An 18,182-nucleotide genomic window follows, 5' to 3' on the forward strand; every position below is an offset into this window, starting at 1 on the left:
GCTTATCAACTTGATCCGCAAGTTTTACAAGAGCTAAGCCGAAATTATGAAATTATTATTGTCACTGGTACGAATGGTAAAACTTTAACCACTTCATTGATTACTAAGATTCTCCAGCAAAAATATGACGATGTCTTAACTAATCCTACTGGTTCCAATATGGTGCAAGGCATTACTTCAGCATTTTTAGCTTATTCCTCTAAGAAAAGTGGCAAAAAAATTGCAGTTTTAGAAGTTGATGAAGCTAATGTGGCTCCTATTTGTGATGCTATGACGCCTAGTGCATTTGTCTTAACCAATATCTTTCGTGACCAAATGGATCGCTATGGCGAAATCTATACCACTTTTGACAAGATTGTTGCCGGTATCAAAAAAGCTCCTCAAGCTAAGTTAATTATTAATGGTGATGCGTCCATCTTTAACTCTATAGATTTGCCAAATCCAAAAGTTTACTATGGTTTTAGTGATTCTAACCAAGAAGATAAAGATTTGCGGGCTAAGTTTAATGTAGATGGTATTTTATGTCCTAATTGTCAACACATTATGCACTATCGTATGATTACTTATGCTAATCTTGGCAGTTATTTTTGCCCTAATTGTGGTTTTAAGCGTCCTGATTTGAAATACCAAGTCACTGCTTGTCAAAATCTACTTCCTAATCAATCTAGCTTTACTATTAATCACCATGATTTTACGATTAATATTGGCGGCTTGTATAATATTTATAACGCATTAGCAGCCTATGCGGTCGGCAGTGAGTTTGGTGTAACCCCAACACAAATTAAAGACGCCTTTGATACTAATAAGCAAGTCTTCGGCCGCCAAGAAGTCATTCAGCTGGGGCAGAAAAAAATGACTATTATTTTAGTAAAAAATCCTGTGGGCTTAAATCAAGTTATTGCAACTTTACAAGCTGAACCTGATAATTATTGTTTGGGATTTGCTCTTAATGCCAATTATGCTGATGGCATTGATACTAGCTGGATTTGGGATGGCGACTTCGAAGAACTGCCCTTTAAACAGATTAATCCGATAATTACTGGAGGCGAGCGCTGGCAAGATATCAACCTACGCTTTAAAATTGCTGGTGTTTCCAAAGATAGCTTGCAACATGAAGCTGACTTAGATCATTTTATTTCCGCTTTAAAAAAGCAGCCCCAGAATAAAATTTACGTATTAGCAACTTATACTGCCATGTTACAATTACGTCAAAAATTAATTGCGAATGGTGCGATTAAATACTAATCAATAAAAAAGCTGCGATTTATTTCAAATCACGGCTTTTTTGTTTGTTGGCCACCCGCGCAAAATTGCTTTAATACCTAACAAGAATTGCTGTTCACTGGTATAATCCCCTGATTGCAATGACTGTAATAAATCATGCATTAGTGGTGAATGGCTCTGCAATTCTTGTATTAGTTCCAAGTTTGGCTGACCGCCAAATTGAGGTTCAACCGCCTCAGCCCAAACAAATCCCAAAGTATAAACTGTTAGTGAATTAATTAAAAAGACAGTAGTAGTCTTAATCTCTAAGCCATTTTTTTGTAAATTTTGAAGAATTTTTTCGATAAAATTAAATTGTTTTTTTGTAACCACTGGATGCGTCGACATTAATGGTAAGATGTTGGGATGTAATAGCAAAGTCTGGCGAAATTGCTTCATCAAAGTAACAACTTGTGTCTGCCACTTAGCTGATACATCATTGGGTTGATAGCTAAAAGCTTGTTGCCAAATTCTCTCCACGAGCCCATCAAAAAGTGCACCTTGATTAGGAAAATAACGATAAACAGCCATAGGGGAAACCCCCATTTGTTGGCCCAATTTACGCATTGTAAAATGTTCTAATCCTTTTTGATCAATTAAATCTAGCGTGATTTGTAAAATATAGGAATGGCTTAAAGTATCTTTTGTAGGCTTGGCCGGTTTCATTTAATTATTGCCCCTTCTCAATGGTTTATAGTGAAAACCTATAAAAGCTAGAAAACTAAAAATAAATATAATTATTGCTAAAATAATTATATTATTCTTAATCATATCAAAGTTACCATGATCTAGACAAATTTTCTTAATTGCCGTTAATGCCCAATATGCTGGATCTATTAAAGCTAAAGTTTGTGCCCAATGTGGAAAAGTATTAGTTGGAGAAATTGCACCCCCTAGTCCTGCCATTAGCATGCCTAAAAGATTAGATAATGTCAGGGCAAGGTTCTCTATATTAATCCAACCAACCAACAAAATTCCTAAACAAGTTAATAAAAGGGCAAATATCATTATTATCAAGATCAAAGCACCCCAGCTACCATTAATATGAAAATCAAATAATACATTACTAATTAAAATAATTGCAATTAGTTGAACTAATTGAATAAAGTAAGCTACTAGTACTTTACCAATAATAATTTCATTTAAAGAAGTAGCTGAAACTTGTTGTCGATCCCATGTATTCCATTGAATTTCATCAAAAAACATTTGAATAATAAGTTGTACTGATAAAAAGGAAAACAAAATAGCTAATCCTGGCATAACCTGTTCAGAACCATTAACGTGATGATAACCTTGCATCATTAATTGTGCACGAGCACTAGGCATCATAAAGGGAGCCATAATTAAGGGGATTAAAATCATAATTACTTGTACTGCTGGATTAGATAATTGTAAAAGAGTATTTAATTTGATAACAGCACATATTTGCTTAAGTTTCGTCAATTTAAACTTTCCTTTCTAATAAATTATTATAAGCTGCTTCTAAGTTTGCTCTAATAATTTTAATATTTGTTAATTGATTTGACTGTACCAGGGGATTATTTAGTGTTACTTGCAATAAGCTAACAAAATCTTCAGTTTCTATAGACTTTAAATGATCTCCAACTTTCTGCCAACCTTCAATCTGTGGTAATCTTTGTGAAAAATAAAGCTCTATGAAAGGATTTGCATAGTGATGGATAATAGTGTCTACATCCCCACTAGCTTGAATACTTCCTTGATTTAAAAAAACTATTTTTGCTTTTAAATCCTCCATTTCTTGTAAATAATGTGTAGTATAAATGATTGTTAATCCCTGATTACTTAAAGTTCTCAATGCAGCAATAATTCGATTCCGTGAATCAACATCGGCTCCTACCGTGGGTTCATCTAAGAAAACTACTTTTGCTTGGCTCATTAAGGCAATTGCTGAATGTAAACGACGCTTTTGTCCTCCACTTAAGTTTTGGGATGGCTGTTTTGCTAATCGTCTTAAATCAAAAATCTCGCTTACTAGAGAATATTTTTCTTTAATTTGATTAGTTGTTAAACCATTTAAAGCACCAAAGCTTTTTAAATTTTGTTGAACTGTTAATTGGGGATAAATTCCCAATTCTTGGGGTGCTAATCCTAAATATTTTCTAACATGCTGTTTATTTAATGATTGCCCAAAAATTTGAACTGTACCAGCATCAGGTTTTAATAATCCCGTCATTATTTTAATCAGTGTTGATTTTCCTGCACCATTAGCACCCAACAGTCCAATAATTTCTCCTTGTTTAACTTTTAAACTAATATCCTTTAAAACTACGTTGCAATTAAAACTTTTATGAATTTGTTGTAAATTAATTGCAATTGTCATTTTATCCCTCCTTGTTTACATTGTAAATATAATATACATTGTAAACTAGTAAAAATAAAAACTCAAGTTTAATATTTATTTTTTTAGATGATAGATTACAAAATTTAAAACATTTTATCCAAAATTTCCTGTAAAAAAGGACTGAGAAAATACTTTTCTCAGTCCCCTATTAATTACAAAAAAGTAAAGCCTGTCTTTAATTATGGTTTTTACTTAGTCTCTGACCACAAACTTGTAAGGTCCAAAAAGCAACTGTGAAAGCTAGAATAATCAGTGCTGTTGGCGCAAAATGCTGAAAGAAATTAATATTAAAATCAACTGTCTTTCCAATCAAATTATTATTTTGCACAAACCAATATGTGGGTGTAAAACAAGCAATTTTACTGACAAAAGCGGGCATAATATTTCTAGGAATAAACACACCTCCTAAAAAACAAGTACCTAAGCCATAAACATTGGCTACCCCGCTTAAGGCTTCTGCTTTTTTAATATAGCTGGATAGCCAGCTAGAAAGAGTCATTGTTGATAAGATAAATAACACTGTATTAATAATGAACCAGCCGGTAACTTGATTAAAACTGCTATGTGTGTAACTGATAATGATTGCTAAAAAAGCTGCCGTAATTAAACTAATATAACCCAATAAACCGAGATTAATCTGCTGAGTAAATTTATTAGGGGCTAATGGTGAACACAGATTGCGAGTTTTAACTGCTTGTCGATTAAAAACTAAACTCACCAAGCTGTAAGCTTCAAAGATAACTAAGAATAGTCCATAAGCCAAGATGTTATAATCTAAAGCAGTATGTTGCTGTTGTTGATGCCGTTGATAATTTTTGTCAAACCGTACTTTACCTTGATGCTGCAAGGTTTGTTGGGTCTTTTCTAAAATATTTGGCCAACTAGCATGCGCTAAATTACGATGATAAATAGTTAAAGTATTGAAATATTGATTAATATTTTGATCGACCATCTCTTTACTATAAGTTCCCGGACGTACTTTGGTTTTGAATTTCACCTTTTGTTCAGCTTGGAGTTGGGCAGATGCAGTAGCTGGCAAATATAAAATGTAATCTACTTCTTGAAAAAAGAGAGCATCATCCAGACCTTTTTGACTAGTATCCTTTAAGTAAACCACTTGTTGCTGCTGATTTAAATACTGTTTCAATGAACGCGATAACGAGTTTGTATGCGGCGTAATAATCGCAACTTTAGCCGGCTGCAATGTTTGGCTGTTATTGCTTAAATTAGAGGACATGATTAACAGCATAAATATTGTTACACCAAATCCTAATAATAAAACCCTAATATTTTTACTTAAAATTTTTAAAACAGTTTTATAAACTGGCATATTGCATCCGCCTTTCCAAGAGAAAATCAACAATGAGGAAGAAGAAGCATAACCCTACCAGCCACAGCAAATTTGCATAAATTGGTTGGATATTTTGATAAAAGAATAACTGATATAACGTATCACTAATCAAATTAATGACGTTTAACTTACCAAATATTGGTAGGTTAATATCAATCCAATGCTTAATTTCGACAGTGCCCATCATTCCGGCTAACATGGACAGCAACATAATTATTAAAGTTCCCATGCCAACTTTTTGACTATAACTTTTTTTAACTAAAATATTTCCCATGAATTTGCCTAAACAAATCTGTAAAATACTGCCTAAAAAGCAAACTAACAAAATATTTGGCCAATGCTGTCCTAAATCTACTTGATAACCCCAGCGATAAACCGCAACAACTACTAAAACTATAGTGTAAAAAACTACTACAGCAGCGATCAAATTGCTCAAAACAATTATCAGCTTAGATATTGGCGTTAAACTTAAACGCATCCCATTGGCTGATTGATTAGCTTGTTCATCTTGAGCATTTCGTAAACCAAATTGAAAACCATAACCAATTGTCATTGCAATTAAAGTACAAAAGTAAAAACTCAAACTGCTAAAATTGCGATTTTGTGATTGATTAGTAGTGTAATGATGATTCGGCAGCGACTTTGTTAACTTCATTAGTTGCGTCCGTGGTACTTGTTGAGATTTTTCCAAGGTGGTAAATAAAGCGCGATTTTGCTGATATTGGCTTAAAAGTGAGCGTAGAACACTCTGAGTTGAATTATTTCGGGCTACAAACAGCTGCAGCGGTTGTGTGCGTGTATCATAATAGCCTGCAATTTTTCCTTCTGTTAAACGATGCTGCGCTTGATTAGGCGACAATTGCTTGATTTGATACCAAGGTTGGTGGTGTGATTTTAACTGTGTTAAAATTTTATTTAAGTTTTGACTATCTTGATTATCTCCTACTATTGCAATTGGTGTTTTAGTAGGTAAAATTTCAGCTTGATCCAAATTGCTAAAAACTAATTTAAAAAACAATCCCATAATTAGTGGGAATATTAAAGTCCAAAAAAGTAATGAACGGTTTTTTAATAAAACTTTAATTCGGTAATAAATTAAATGTCCTAACATCCTTGCGTCTCCTTTTAGTCACGTAATTGTCGCCCAGTAATGGTTAAAAAGACATCATTTAAAGAAATTTGCTGTGTATGAATGTTTGCATAAACAATTTTTTGCTGTTTTAAACACTCTAAAAGTGGTAGTAAGGTTTGCTCCAAATCCTTGCTAGTAACTGTTAAAGATTGATTTTGATAATCAATGTGTTGAATTGCTGGCAATTGTTGTAGTACCTGTTGTTGTGCCGCAGTTAAAAGTGGTACTTCTAAAATAATTTTTTCGTTAGCTTTAACCATATCTTTTAATTCTGTCGGTGTTCCTTGGGCGATAACTTGACCATGATCCAAAATAACAATACGTTTACATAAGAATTCAGCTTCTTCCATATAATGAGTTGTATAAACAATCGTTGCTCCTTGTTGATTTAACTGCTTAATACTTTGTAATATATGGTTACGGCTTTGGGGATCGACTGCTACTGTAGGTTCATCAAAAAAGATTAATTCAGGTTGATGAGCTATACCGCAAGCAATATTTAATCGCCGCGCTAGTCCACCGCTTAATTGTTTCGGATAAAATTTTATGAAGTCTTCTAAACCAACTAATTCAATTGCCTGTTGAACCTTAACTTTTAGTTCTTGGCGATCATGCACATATAAACCGCAGTAATAGCTAATATTTTCTTGCACTGTCAGCTCTTCAAAAACTGCAATTTCTTGCGGTATAATACCAATGCGCTGTTTTAAGGCATAACTATTAGCAGTCATTGGCTGATCAAACACTTTAATATCACCACGATCATATTGTAAAAGTGCTAAAATACAATTAATCATTGTTGATTTGCCACTACCATTAGGCCCCAACAGCCCTAAGATTTCACCGGGTTGTACTTGGAGATCAACATGATTTAAAGCGGTTAATTTATCATAACGTTTAACTAGATTTTGGACGTCAATAATCATCTTTCCACTTCCCTTTTTTCGTTCATTAATATTATGATAGTTTTACTAAGAATTAATAGTGACTTTGGTCTAATTTCACATGACAATTGTCACAATTAAGGAGTTTAATGTGAAAATTACTCAGAATTTTTATAGTGAATTACTTTTCTTGATTGTCGGTGGTATTGTTTTACTATTAATTAATAATTTTCAAGTTCAGTCTGTTATTTTTTTATTGCTCAGTATTATAATTTTAAGTCTTCAATTAATTACCTCAATGTCCTATACTAATTGGCTAATAACAGTTGTTTTGGCTGTTGGTGGTTTATTTTATCCGCCGTTGACTTATTTTTTTCCAGCTGTTAGTCGTTACTTACTAGTCAGTGCCTCTCCTAAGACTATTAGTCCCTTATTAATTACACTAATCTTTCATTTCAATTATTATAGTTTGTTGGCTGCTAGCGGCTGCCTATTAGCGCTTTATTTTGATTATCAGGATCGCTCCTTACAACATTTACAGTGTAGTAAGTTAGAATTATTAGATGACAGTTTCGAAAAACAAGCTCAGCTACAAGCACAAAATATAAAATTACAGGCTACTGAACAGACTCAATTACAATTACAATTGGCTCAAGAACGTAATCAAATTGCCCGAGACATTCATGATAATGTGGGGCATTTATTATCCAGTAGTATTATTCAATTAGGAGCTATTCGCACCATCAATCAAAATTCTCAGCTAAACACACCTCTCACCCAGCTTAATTCCACATTAAATCAAGCAATGTCCAGTATTCGCAGTAGTGTACATGGTATGCAACAACAGGCTTTAAATTTACAACAGCAGTTACAGCCATTACTAACAGATTTCACATTTTGTCCAATCGTCGTAATCGGTACACCATTTAACAACTTAAATCCTAAAATGAATCAAGTAATCTTAATGACCATTAAAGAAGCTTTAACAAACATAATGAAACATTCGACTGCTTCAAAAGTAAGCCTAAAATTCCAAACTTTACCTGCCTTTTATCAAGTGCAGATCAAAGACAATGGCACTAAAAAAAGCCCCCTCACTCACGGAATGGGCTTAATAAGTATGCAGCAACGGGCTGAAGAGGCTGGCGGCCAGCTTCATTTATATCAAAATCAAAACGGATTTTTAATTACTTTAATTTTACCAAAGAAGGATATCAAAAATGATTAAAATAGTTGTAATTGATGATGACTGCTTGGTGACCCAAGCTTTAGCTACCATCATTAATTCCGAACTGGATTTAAAAGTTGCGGCCACCGGTCATAGTGCCCAAGAAGCAATCACGGCTTATAGTAGCTATCGACCAGATGTATTGTTATTAGATATTCGTATGCCCCAACATACAGGTTTAGAAGCTACTAAAACTATTTTACAAAATGATGCACAAGCAAAAATTTTATTATTAACTACTTTTACCGATGATGATTATATTAGTCAAGCCTTAAAACTAGGCGTTAAAGGCTACTTAATCAAACAAAATCTGAACGCTATTGTGCCAGCCATTCGAGCAGTAGCCAATAATCAATCAGTTTTTGGCAATGAAATTATGAAAAAAATTCAACCGCAAGCTTCGCAAATCACGACTTATAATCTTTCTTTAACTCCCCGCGAGCAAGAAGTTTTAACTTTAGTCGCTCAAGGCTTAAATAATAAAGAAATTGCCCACACGATTTATCTTAGTGAAGGTACTATCCGCAACTATATCAGTCAATTGTTGGACAAGTTGCAGGTTCGCGATCGCACCCAATTAGCAATCTATTATTACCAAAAGCTGGCACATACTTAATTTTAAAAAATTACAGTTTATATAAACATGATTTTTAAAGTATTTTCTTCAAAAAGAAGTAACTGATAATAAATAAAAAAGGCATCCAGCGCTCTTTGATTAAGAGCATTAGATGCCTTTATTTAAAATAAAATATATTTATAAGAACTTAATCCATCTTCAAAAACAATTCCATAATTGCTTCTCGATATGCTAAAAAACGCTGATTATCATTAAAAGGATGAACCCGATTGCTGAGAACAATGACAGCTTGCTGGCGATACCAGTCTAATCCCCAAAAATTACCCGTATAACCGGTATGATACAAAACCGGCTGGTGTTGGCTATTCCATCTTAAATCCCAGCCAAAAGACCGTCCAGGCGCCACCGGTGTAAAACTTTTATACAAACTTTTAACAGTAATAAAACTAATAGGTGGCTGTTGAATCTTTAATTGTCCGAGCATAAATTGGCTAAAACGAACTAAATCAGTTAAACTAGCAAACATTCCTGCCGAGCCACAATCTTCGCCCAATTGTTGGGCTTTAGGATCATGAACGACACCTTGTAAATTTTGCCCCTGACGGGTAGTGGTTACTACACACCGTTGCGGTTTAGGGTTAAAAGTGGCCTCTAATAAACCTAAGGGCTTTAAAATAACTTGCTCAATCACCTGTTGTACTGGTTGCTGATAAATTTTTTCAATTATTAAACCAGCTAAAATAGGACCAGTATCTGTATATTTAATCACTCGATTGAAATCTGCAGTGACTGGCAATTGCAATATTTGTAAAAGTAAATCCTCTTTACTGAGTTGATCACGATTTTTAATGTAGCCTTTAATACCCGAGGTGTGGGTCATTAAATGCCGCAAGGTTACCCGCGAATCACTAAATTGCGGCAACCACTGACAAATAGGAGTGTCATAGGATAATTTTTTCTGCTCAATTAAATGCAGCAAAACTGTAGTTGTTCCTATAACTTTTGTCAAAGAAGCCAAATCATATAAAGGATCTGCTGGCAATTGCGTGATACTTGGCTTCCAGGTGTTCACTCCCATTGTATCCTGTAAAACTTGTTCATGATTTAAATAGGCATAACTAACAACTGGAACAACTTGTTGCTCAATTAATGCCTGAATTTTGTCTAATAAATACATTTTAATCGCCCTAAATTGTTACATTACCGCTAAATTGTGAGTTATACAAGTCAGCATAAAATCCTTTTTTGGCCAATAATTGCTCATGATTTCCAGTTTCCACGATTGAGCCGTGATTCATTACGATAATCTTATCTGCATCTTGAATAGTTGACAACCGATGTGCAACCACAAAACTAGTTCTGTCTTTTAACAAGCGTGCCATAGCGTGCTGAATCTGTGATTCAGTTCGAGTATCAACAGAAGAAGTTGCCTCATCCAAAATCAAAATTTCTGGATTAGCCACAAAGGCCCGAGCAATCGTTAATAGTTGCCGCTGACCTTGAGAAATATTAGAAGCTTCCTCATTCAAAATCGTGTCATAACCATGCGGTAACTGGCGGACAAATTCATCAACGTGAGCTGCCTTGGCTGCTCGAATAATTTCTTCTTCAGTCGCATCTTCACGGCCATATTTTAAATTATCATAAATACTTCCTGTAAATAGCCAAGCATCCTGAAGAACCATCGCAAAATGTCCACGCAATTGCTCGCGTGTCAAATTACGAGTATCCCGTCCATTTAATTTAATAGAACCACCAGTAATATCATAAAAGCGTTCCAGCAAGTTGATAATCGTTGTCTTCCCTGCTCCGGTGGGCCCGACAATTGCAATCATTTCTCCGGACTGCACATCCAAAGAATAATCAGTCATTAAGAGCTCTTGACCTTCATAACCAAATTGTACGTGCTCTAATTGAATTAACTTATCTGTTGTTTCATCGGGAATATCTACTTTTGTCTTGGACATTTGCTGTTCATCTAAAACTTCAAAAATCCGCTCTGCTGAAGCAACAGTAGCTTGAATAGTATTAGCTAAATTAGCAAGCTGGGTAATGGGTTGTGAAAACTGCTGTGTATACTGTAAAAAGGCCTGGATATCACCAATAGGCAAACTACCATGTGCAACTTGAATGCCCCCATAAATTGCTACTGCCACATAACCTAAATTATTAGCAAAAGTCATTAATGGCATCATAATACCCGCTAAAAATTGAGCTTTCCAAGCTGAAGTATAAAATTTTTCATTTTCTTCTTGAAATTGGGCTAAAGAAGCTTGTTCATGATTAAAAGTTTTTACTTCTAAATGACCAGAATAATTCTCTTCTACTTGATTATTAAGCAATCCTAAGGACTTTTGTTGGGCCGCAAACGCCTTTTGCGAGCGAGGTGCAATAATTCCAATAATAATCAAGCTAATAGGTATTGTGAGTAAAGCAATCAATGTCAGTTGCCAACTAATAGTAAACATCATCCATAAAGTACCAATCAACATCACAATACTGGTAATCAACTGTGTAACACTCTGCTGCAAAGTACTAGCAATATTATCCATGTCGTTAATAGCCCGTGACATAATATCACCATTATCATGGGTATCATAATAACTAATTGGCAAAACTTTCATTTGCCGCTTCAAATCTTTGCGCAATTTGTAAACAGTTTGTTGAGAAGCACGAGTCATCAAAAGCTGCTGTAAAAAGTTGAATAAAGCAGACAACAAATACATACCGGCAACAATTAGTAAAATATGTTCAATCTTTCCAAAATTAACAGGAAATTTGGTAATGTTAAAACCAGCCTTTTGCTGGGCAATTCCAGTCATTACCCCTTTATAAATTTCAGTCGTTGCTTCACCTAAAACTTTCGGAGTTTTAATTTGAAAAATAGTTGAAGTAACTGCCAAAATAATTACGAGAATTAAGGAAACAACGTATCCAGACATATAATGAAATAAGCGCACTAATGTGCCCCAGAAATTTTTGGGCTTGCTCTTACTCATCATCATTGCACCATGTGGTCCACGATTAGCCATTGACAGCCGCCCCCTTAATTTGAGATTTAATAATTTCTTGATAAGTGGTGTTATTCTGTTTTAATTCATCATGGGTTCCGCGACCAACCATTTTACCATGATCTAAAACAACGATAACATCAGCATCTGCAATTGTAGAAATCCGCTGTCCCACAATTACCAATACCTTATTTTGTAGACGTGAATCATTATGCAAAGCTTGGCGCAACAAAGAATCAGTTTTAAAATCTAATGCTGAAAATGAATCATCAAAAACATAAATCGAAGCCTCTTTAACTAAGGCACGAGCAATTGCTAAACGTTGCTTTTGCCCACCGGAGAAATTGTCGCCACCTTGTTCAACTTTAGTATCTAAACCTTCTTCAGATCTAATAAACTCATCAGCTTGAGCAATCTTTAAAGCTTGCCATAGTTGGTCATCATCTGCAGTAGGATTACCATACTTGAGGTTATCACGAACTGTCCCCTTAAAAAGAATTGCTTTTTGAGGAGCTAAAGATACTTGATCGTTGATTTCACGTAAAGATAAGGACTGAATGTCATGGCCATTTAGCTTAATCGCACCATCTTGGACATCATACATACGTGAAATTAAACTAATAAGAGTAGTTTTACCAGATCCAGTACCCCCAATAATTCCTAAAGTCTGTCCGGCACTTACATGAAAATCAACGCCCTTAACTGCACATTCTTGCGCTCCTTGATAACGAAAATCAACTTGCTCAAATTTTAAATCTGCAGTTTCTTGCTGCAAAACCTTAGTCTGTGTATTTTCTTTAATAGTACTTTTCATCTTTAATACTTCATTAATTCTTGTTGCAGAAGCCTGTGCACGAGGCACAAATACAAAAATCATTGATAGCATCATGCAACTCATTAAAATTTGCATTGCATAAGTCATAAAAGCAATTAAATTACCAACTTCCATGCTTTGATTAGCAATATACTTGGCTCCAAACCAGGTAATACTAATATTTGTACCACTCATAATCAAAGTCATAAGCGGATACATGATAGCTATAATGGAAAACACTTTTTGGGCATTGTGAGTATAGTCCTTATTGGCAACATCAAAACGTTCTTGTTCCCAATTATCTTGACGAAAGGCACGAATTACGCGAACCCCCGTCAATCCTTCACGAAAAACCAAATTCAAGCGATCAATCTTTTTTTGCATTGCTTTAAATAAAGGCACTGCAAAAAACATAACAATCCCAATCAATATAATTAAAATTGGTAAAACAAATACAAAAATCTGCGTCAACTGGGGATTCTTTTGATAGGCCATAAAACTGGCACCTATCATCATGATCGGCGCCATAATCATCATTCGCAACATCATCAAAGTAACATTTTGAATTTGCACTACATCATTAGTAGTCCGCGTAATTAAAGAAGATGTTCCAATTTTATCGAACTCATCATTAGACATATACAAAACTTTACTATATATGTCATTACGCAAATTCTGGCCTAGTTTTTGTGAGGCTTTTGCAGCCAACAATACATTCATAAAAGAAGCCGCAACGACAAACAACGATACAGCTAACATGCGAATTCCAGCAGTTATGATATAATGTGTATCGCCACGAGTAATCCCGTTATTGACAATATCAGAAGTAATATTAGGAATATACAAAGTACCAATTACTTGTAGACCCATAAAAATTATTGCTCCAAGTACGCTCAATAACGAGATACGTTTTTTCATTAGGTGAAACATATTTTCACTTCCATTTCAAACAAGGTGTAAAAATGAATCTAAAATCACAAAATAACAATTATCTTAACATAATTAGTAAATTATTGGCACTATTAATTTTGTATTTATTACAGCAACTGCCAGTAACAGTCTTGGCTCTTGCCACTCAATCTCAAAAACAGCATAGTTCACCACTATCACTAAATTTGATTTTTTTATGTCTTGCTATTTTAACATTAGTAATCATGATATATATATTACAACGTACTCAAAAATTTTCTGCTGCTGCTTTTAATTGGCAGAGTTGGTTTTCGATTATTGTAGCAGCAATTTTTAATTATACGATTAATATGATTTTATTACCTTTAATGAAAACAACGGGTAATAATAATGTCGATGCCCAAACCCAATTAATGAAATCATTTCCGGTGTTATTTATTATTTATGCTGTTATCATTGCTCCGATTACCGAAGAAATATTTTTCCGGGGATATTTAATTAATTGGTTTTTCCCGGATAATTTATATTTTGGAGCTGCTGTTAGTGCCATAATTTTTGGTTTACTGCACTCCTCTAGTGATCCGATCTACTTCCTTTCAAAAGCCATTTTAGGTTTTGTACTTGGCTTTACTTATATAAAAACCAAAAATATAAAAGCTAATATTATTTTACACTTTATTAATAATATTTCCGCATTTTTTGTTGGTTAGCTATTGACGATTGGCGAAACTTTCGGTATGATATTTATTGTTCGATTGCCCGTTGGTCAAATGGTTAAGACGCCACCCTCTCAAGGTGGAGTTACGGGTTCAATTCCCGTACGGGCGATAATAGTCCTAAGACTTAAAAAGGTTATCAATCAGAAAATTGATTGGTAACCTTTTTTGTTAGCTTAACAGTCTTGAAAACAACACAATTATCAGTATGATAGTTAAATTAACACTATTTATTTGGTTTTAAAGTTAAAGTTGCACAATTTAGACAATAAGCTTGTGCATATTTTTTAAATAGCTTTTAATTTCTGTAATTCCTCTTTCCGGTAATTCTAAAAAGAAATAAGCTTTTTCCCAGTTCTTAATTTCTTTGCCACAATTTGTACAAACTATTTTCATCTTTATGCCCTCCTTGAAATTTTATATAGTTTAAATTAGTCATGGCACTCTAACAATTTATTGAAAGCTTTTTTCATTTTTATACTTTCGGCAAAGGCTAAATTAGCCATCACTTCAATTTTATGAACATCAGAAATCAATTCATAATTTGGATGGACAGTATCTGAACTTGGGCTGATTTGATTAGATTTGTCATAATAGTCCAATAAAATATTTAAATAAGTTACAATATTAAATGTAGGAGTTATCAAATCATCATCAGGGTCTAGCCCTACCTGATTACACATTTCAAATAATAATTTTTGTGTTTGCATTAGTTTCTCCTTCATAATTAAAATGTTAAATAATATAGATTTCATCGGTGGCTACGATTTTATTCGTATAAAGCTATAATCTCTAACCCTATTAGTATCAATTTCAAAAGAGAGTAATACCACTCCATCAGAGATAAAATTAGTTTTTAATTTTATCTTCATTATAATATTATACGATTTTATTCGAAATAGCAAGTTATACTTCCTTATTTATTCTCAGTAATTACGAATAAAAACGTTGGTGCTAAAATTGAAATTTATATAATTTATATATTGAAAATACCGGAGGTCGCATGATGCCAAGATCCAAATATACACCCCAAGATTTAAAAAACATGCAGATTATCTCTTCTAATTTAAAAAAACTAATTACTGACAAGGCTATTACCCAAGCAGAAATTTCATTACAGACAGGTATCCCTGCTTCCACCTTAAACGGCTATTTTAACGCCACTTCCCTGCCTAATACTCAGAATTTGCAAAAATTAGCTCAATTTTTCAAAATTCAAAAGTCCGATCTTGATCCTCGCTTTTCTATTACTTCAAGTTCACTGTCCAAAAACGCTACTCGTATCATGCAGCATTTAGATGAACACCTAACAGCTAATCAAATTGATGAAATCATTGATTTTATTGATTTTATTAAAAGCCGACCTGCTAAGAAGAATAGTTGATTTTGCAAATTAATTTTTTAAAAAGTGCCATCCAACTATACTCACGAAACTAAAATTCAATATATTGATCATAAAAATGCCTCATAATTGTTAGATAAACACTAACTGTTATGAGGCATTACTTGGACTAGTAGCTTTTTATTTTTTAACATTATCAGGATCATAATCTGGATTTACTCTAGGCAGACCATCCTTATTCAAAATAGGTGACAACTTATCTGTACCAAATCCGCCTTGAGAATAAACATATTCAATACCAGTCAATTTATCAACGACAATAGATAACACACTGCCAGAACCTATTTTTGATATTTCTGTAGTAATAAATCGCTCACTAACTATTGGTTTCTTATTTTTCTTTATCATGACATTCTCCTAATAATTACGCTTATTACAAAAAATACTCTCCACTTATGGCTATATCATTTTTAATAGCCAAGTACAAGTACGGCTGCAATTTTATGGATCCACTTTTAAACTGGGCTAACAACCATATAATAAGAAAATCCAGTCTATTAGTCGGATTTTAATTTATTGTTTTAGCTTACGCTGTTCATAACGCCGGTACAAGAAGTAAGCAACAATTGTAAAGAAAATTGGCCCCGCTACAGTCCAAAATGCATCAAAATATTGATGTTGAACAATGGGCTCAATAAAAGTAAATAAGATTGCTAAGGCAACAACCATAAAGCCAATTATACTAGCAATATTAGCGCTTATTTGCGTCTTATAAAAAATATAAGGACGCTCTAAGTTTTTATGGGCTTTAAAAAAAGGAAAAGCTGCAATGAGATAAAGATATGGTACTGACGTTGAAACATTTCCCATCAAGGTCAAAATATTATAGAATTGTTTAGCACTAGAGCCCCCGAATGAAACTCCCACAATAATCACTGCCACAACGATTGCTTGAATCCACATTGCATGCGCTGGCATGTGTTGTTTATTTAATTGAGTAACCTTTGTCGGCCAAAAATCCCGCGGCGTTCCGAGAATAAAAGACTTCAGCGGTGAATAAACTAATACAAAATAAGATCCCAAATACATAATAAAATTGTCAAAGCCAACAAAACGCGCAAACCATTCACCAATTGTTAAGGAGACACTAGTACTCAAGTGCAGAGATTTTCCCAAAGTATATCCTAAATTATTCATTAAAACATAACCTACATTACCTAGATTAACTTTGGAATTATTCAAAACATTTTGCCAATTGGCACTAATTCCCCAAAACAAAATCGACACAGCATATAATAATGAAATAGCCACAGTAGCAATCAAAATTCCTCGGGGAAAAGTACGTTTTGGATTCTTTAAAGAGTCAGTTACTCCCCCCAAAGATTCCAAGCCGCCATAGGCAAATATGGCATATACTACAAAAGATAACATTCCCATCATTGTTCCAAAACTTGCATTAGGTGAATGTACAAAAGTTGTCACACCTGTAATTGGCTGTTGCAATTTAAAATGATTTAAGACTAAAATGGCTAGACTCACAACAAAAAACAAGCCATTAAGTATTACCATAATAACACCGCCGAAAGATGAAATCTTGCTAATCCAATTCATACCATATCCGGCCAAAAAAGTTACTGCAATAATAAAAAGAACCCCTAATAGGCCAATAACTTGTGTTGAAGATAAGCCAAACAAATGCCAAGTTTGAGTTTGATCACTGCCTTGGAATAAAACAGAAATTGGAATCCAAACCCTAGAAGCCGTTGATACCAGCCACAATTCCCAAGATGTCAGCCAAATAAAAGTACCATAAAAAGCAAACTTAGGTCCCACAGAGCCATCAAGCCAAGAATAAATACCGCCTTCGGCATTGTTAAAGGTTGAACCATATTCTGCAAACATTAATCCCGATGGTAAAAAGAAAAAAATTGCTGCAAAAACATACCAAATAATACTAGCATAGCCCATTTGCAAATAGGCAATTGTACCATTGTTAAAGCCATATATAGTGGTAAAAATCATCATAACTAAACTTAAAACACCAATTGTTGCTTGATTATTTTTTTGATTCTCCAAAACGCTGACTACTCCTCATTACAAATTTAAATCAGTTTGATAATTAAGATCAGAAAAATCCGTTGACTCTGTGATAATCTTCGCAATCATTTCTCGATAAGCTTGAGCTGCGTATTCAGCATTTTGCAAGGTGCGCTTAGTCAAAAATTGCTCTAATTTCTCTGTAGCTGAATAATCCTGCGCTTCTAAGTCAATTTGTCGGACTTGATTAGCCAAATAAGCAGTAATCCTTTTTTGGGTATCCCGCAATAATTGGCCAAATTCATGATAATGGCCATCAACTAGTATCCCCGCTAATTTGTAAAGCCAATAGGCAGATTCACTATCATAAGGCAGACCACCTTTTTGATAAAACCGTGGTGTTTGATTAATGCCTAAATAAAATGGCACATATACGCTTTGCGCTGGTACTCCCATTGCTAGCCAATGAATACAAGCAATCTCTACGGGCAAATTAGATCGAATCTGCAATAAATGTGATTCTTGCGTTTTAGCTAAACTAATCGGGCGAAAAATA

General features: G+C 34.1%; 19 protein-coding genes and 1 tRNA gene. 6 read left to right on the top strand and 14 right to left on the bottom strand.

The window, feature by feature from the left end; genetic code table 11:
- A partial coding sequence (locus tag EQ827_RS05715; RefSeq protein ID WP_181190030.1) for a Mur ligase family protein occupies nt 1-1,245 on the top strand: 1,245 nt, incomplete at its 5' end.
- Between the two features lie 24 nt (nt 1,246-1,269).
- Here the strand turns inward: EQ827_RS05715 and EQ827_RS05720 are convergent.
- The 6 genes from EQ827_RS05720 to EQ827_RS05745 all read right to left on the bottom strand — a co-directional run bounded on the left by EQ827_RS05720 (nt 1,270) and on the right by EQ827_RS05745 (nt 7,034).
- Nucleotides 1,270-1,929 carry a TetR/AcrR family transcriptional regulator C-terminal domain-containing protein gene (locus tag EQ827_RS05720; RefSeq protein WP_181190031.1) on the bottom strand — a complete coding sequence of 220 codons (660 nt, stop codon included), beginning with the start codon at nt 1,927-1,929 and terminating at the stop codon, nt 1,270-1,272.
- Entirely contained in the window at nt 1,930-2,706 is a 777-nt protein-coding gene (locus EQ827_RS05725) for an ABC transporter permease (RefSeq protein WP_181190032.1), read from the bottom strand.
- Nucleotide 2,707: 1 nt separating this feature from the next.
- On the bottom strand, nt 2,708-3,604 hold the full coding sequence (locus EQ827_RS05730) for an ABC transporter ATP-binding protein (RefSeq protein WP_181190033.1): 897 nt from the start codon (nt 3,602-3,604) through the stop codon (nt 2,708-2,710).
- A gap of 196 nt (nt 3,605-3,800) precedes the next feature.
- On the bottom strand, nt 3,801-4,955 hold the full coding sequence (locus EQ827_RS05735) for an ABC transporter permease (protein WP_181190034.1): 1,155 nt from the start codon (nt 4,953-4,955) through the stop codon (nt 3,801-3,803).
- On the bottom strand, nt 4,942-6,087 hold the full coding sequence (locus tag EQ827_RS05740; RefSeq protein ID WP_181190035.1) for an ABC transporter permease: 1,146 nt from the start codon (nt 6,085-6,087) through the stop codon (nt 4,942-4,944). Before EQ827_RS05740 ends, EQ827_RS05735 begins: the two co-directional genes overlap by 14 nt.
- Nucleotides 6,088-6,101: 14 nt before the next feature.
- Nucleotides 6,102-7,034: an ABC transporter ATP-binding protein gene (locus EQ827_RS05745; protein ID WP_181190036.1), complete on the bottom strand. Its 933-nt coding sequence runs from the start codon at nt 7,032-7,034 to the stop codon at nt 6,102-6,104.
- A gap of 109 nt (nt 7,035-7,143) precedes the next feature.
- On the opposite strand from EQ827_RS05745, the gene EQ827_RS05750 reads away from it, so the two are divergent.
- A complete protein-coding gene (locus tag EQ827_RS05750; protein WP_181190037.1) occupies nt 7,144-8,220 on the top strand; it encodes a sensor histidine kinase in 1,077 nt (358 codons plus the stop codon).
- Nucleotides 8,213-8,836, top strand: a complete 624-nt coding sequence (locus EQ827_RS05755) for a response regulator transcription factor (RefSeq protein WP_181190038.1) — start codon at nt 8,213-8,215, stop codon at nt 8,834-8,836. The genes EQ827_RS05750 and EQ827_RS05755 overlap by 8 nt, the downstream gene beginning before the upstream one ends.
- 148 nt (nt 8,837-8,984) lie before the next feature.
- Here the strand turns inward: EQ827_RS05755 and EQ827_RS05760 are convergent, their stop codons facing one another.
- From EQ827_RS05760 to EQ827_RS05770, 3 genes are read right to left on the bottom strand one after another with little or no spacing between them, the layout of a single operon-like run.
- On the bottom strand, nt 8,985-9,974 hold the full coding sequence (locus EQ827_RS05760; protein ID WP_181190039.1) for a serine hydrolase domain-containing protein: 990 nt from the start codon (nt 9,972-9,974) through the stop codon (nt 8,985-8,987).
- Between the two features lie 10 nt (nt 9,975-9,984).
- Complete coding sequence (locus tag EQ827_RS05765; protein WP_181190040.1) at nt 9,985-11,829, bottom strand: ABC transporter ATP-binding protein; 1,845 nt, start codon at nt 11,827-11,829, stop codon at nt 9,985-9,987.
- Entirely contained in the window at nt 11,822-13,552 is a 1,731-nt protein-coding gene (locus EQ827_RS05770; RefSeq protein ID WP_181190041.1) for an ABC transporter ATP-binding protein, read from the bottom strand. Before EQ827_RS05770 ends, EQ827_RS05765 begins: the two co-directional genes overlap by 8 nt.
- A gap of 32 nt (nt 13,553-13,584) precedes the next feature.
- On the opposite strand from EQ827_RS05770, the gene EQ827_RS05775 reads away from it, so the two are divergent.
- Together EQ827_RS05775 and EQ827_RS05780 are read left to right on the top strand one after the other, a co-directional pair.
- A complete protein-coding gene (locus tag EQ827_RS05775) occupies nt 13,585-14,241 on the top strand; it encodes a CPBP family intramembrane glutamic endopeptidase (RefSeq protein WP_181190042.1) in 657 nt (218 codons plus the stop codon).
- 46 nt (nt 14,242-14,287) lie between these two features.
- Nucleotides 14,288-14,359: transfer RNA gene (locus EQ827_RS05780), tRNA-Glu, on the top strand.
- 149 nt (nt 14,360-14,508) lie between these two features.
- Here the strand turns inward: EQ827_RS05780 and EQ827_RS09115 are convergent.
- On the bottom strand, nt 14,509-14,643 hold the full coding sequence (locus EQ827_RS09115; RefSeq protein ID WP_181190043.1) for a Fe3+ hydroxamate ABC transporter substrate-binding protein: 135 nt from the start codon (nt 14,641-14,643) through the stop codon (nt 14,509-14,511).
- Nucleotides 14,644-14,678: 35 nt separating this feature from the next.
- Nucleotides 14,679-14,957: a hypothetical protein gene (locus EQ827_RS05790; RefSeq protein ID WP_181190044.1), complete on the bottom strand. Its 279-nt coding sequence runs from the start codon at nt 14,955-14,957 to the stop codon at nt 14,679-14,681.
- Nucleotides 14,958-15,253: 296 nt separating this feature from the next.
- Between EQ827_RS05790 and EQ827_RS05795 the strand changes: the two genes are divergently transcribed.
- Complete coding sequence (locus EQ827_RS05795; protein ID WP_181190045.1) at nt 15,254-15,631, top strand: helix-turn-helix domain-containing protein; 378 nt, start codon at nt 15,254-15,256, stop codon at nt 15,629-15,631.
- A 138-nt stretch (nt 15,632-15,769) separates the two neighbouring features.
- Here the strand turns inward: EQ827_RS05795 and EQ827_RS05800 are convergent, their stop codons facing one another.
- The 3 genes from EQ827_RS05800 to EQ827_RS05810 all read right to left on the bottom strand — a co-directional run.
- On the bottom strand, nt 15,770-15,997 hold the full coding sequence (locus EQ827_RS05800) for a DUF6440 family protein (protein ID WP_181190046.1): 228 nt from the start codon (nt 15,995-15,997) through the stop codon (nt 15,770-15,772).
- Nucleotides 15,998-16,162: 165 nt separating this feature from the next.
- Entirely contained in the window at nt 16,163-17,665 is a 1,503-nt protein-coding gene (gene yjeM, locus EQ827_RS05805) for a glutamate/gamma-aminobutyrate family transporter YjeM (RefSeq protein WP_181190047.1), read from the bottom strand.
- A gap of 18 nt (nt 17,666-17,683) precedes the next feature.
- On the bottom strand, nt 17,684-18,182 hold a 499-nt coding region (locus tag EQ827_RS05810), incomplete at its 5' end, for a C69 family dipeptidase (RefSeq protein ID WP_181190048.1).

Source organism: Bombilactobacillus bombi, from assembly GCF_013607485.1.
Classification (GTDB): domain Bacteria; phylum Bacillota; class Bacilli; order Lactobacillales; family Lactobacillaceae; genus Bombilactobacillus; species Bombilactobacillus bombi_A.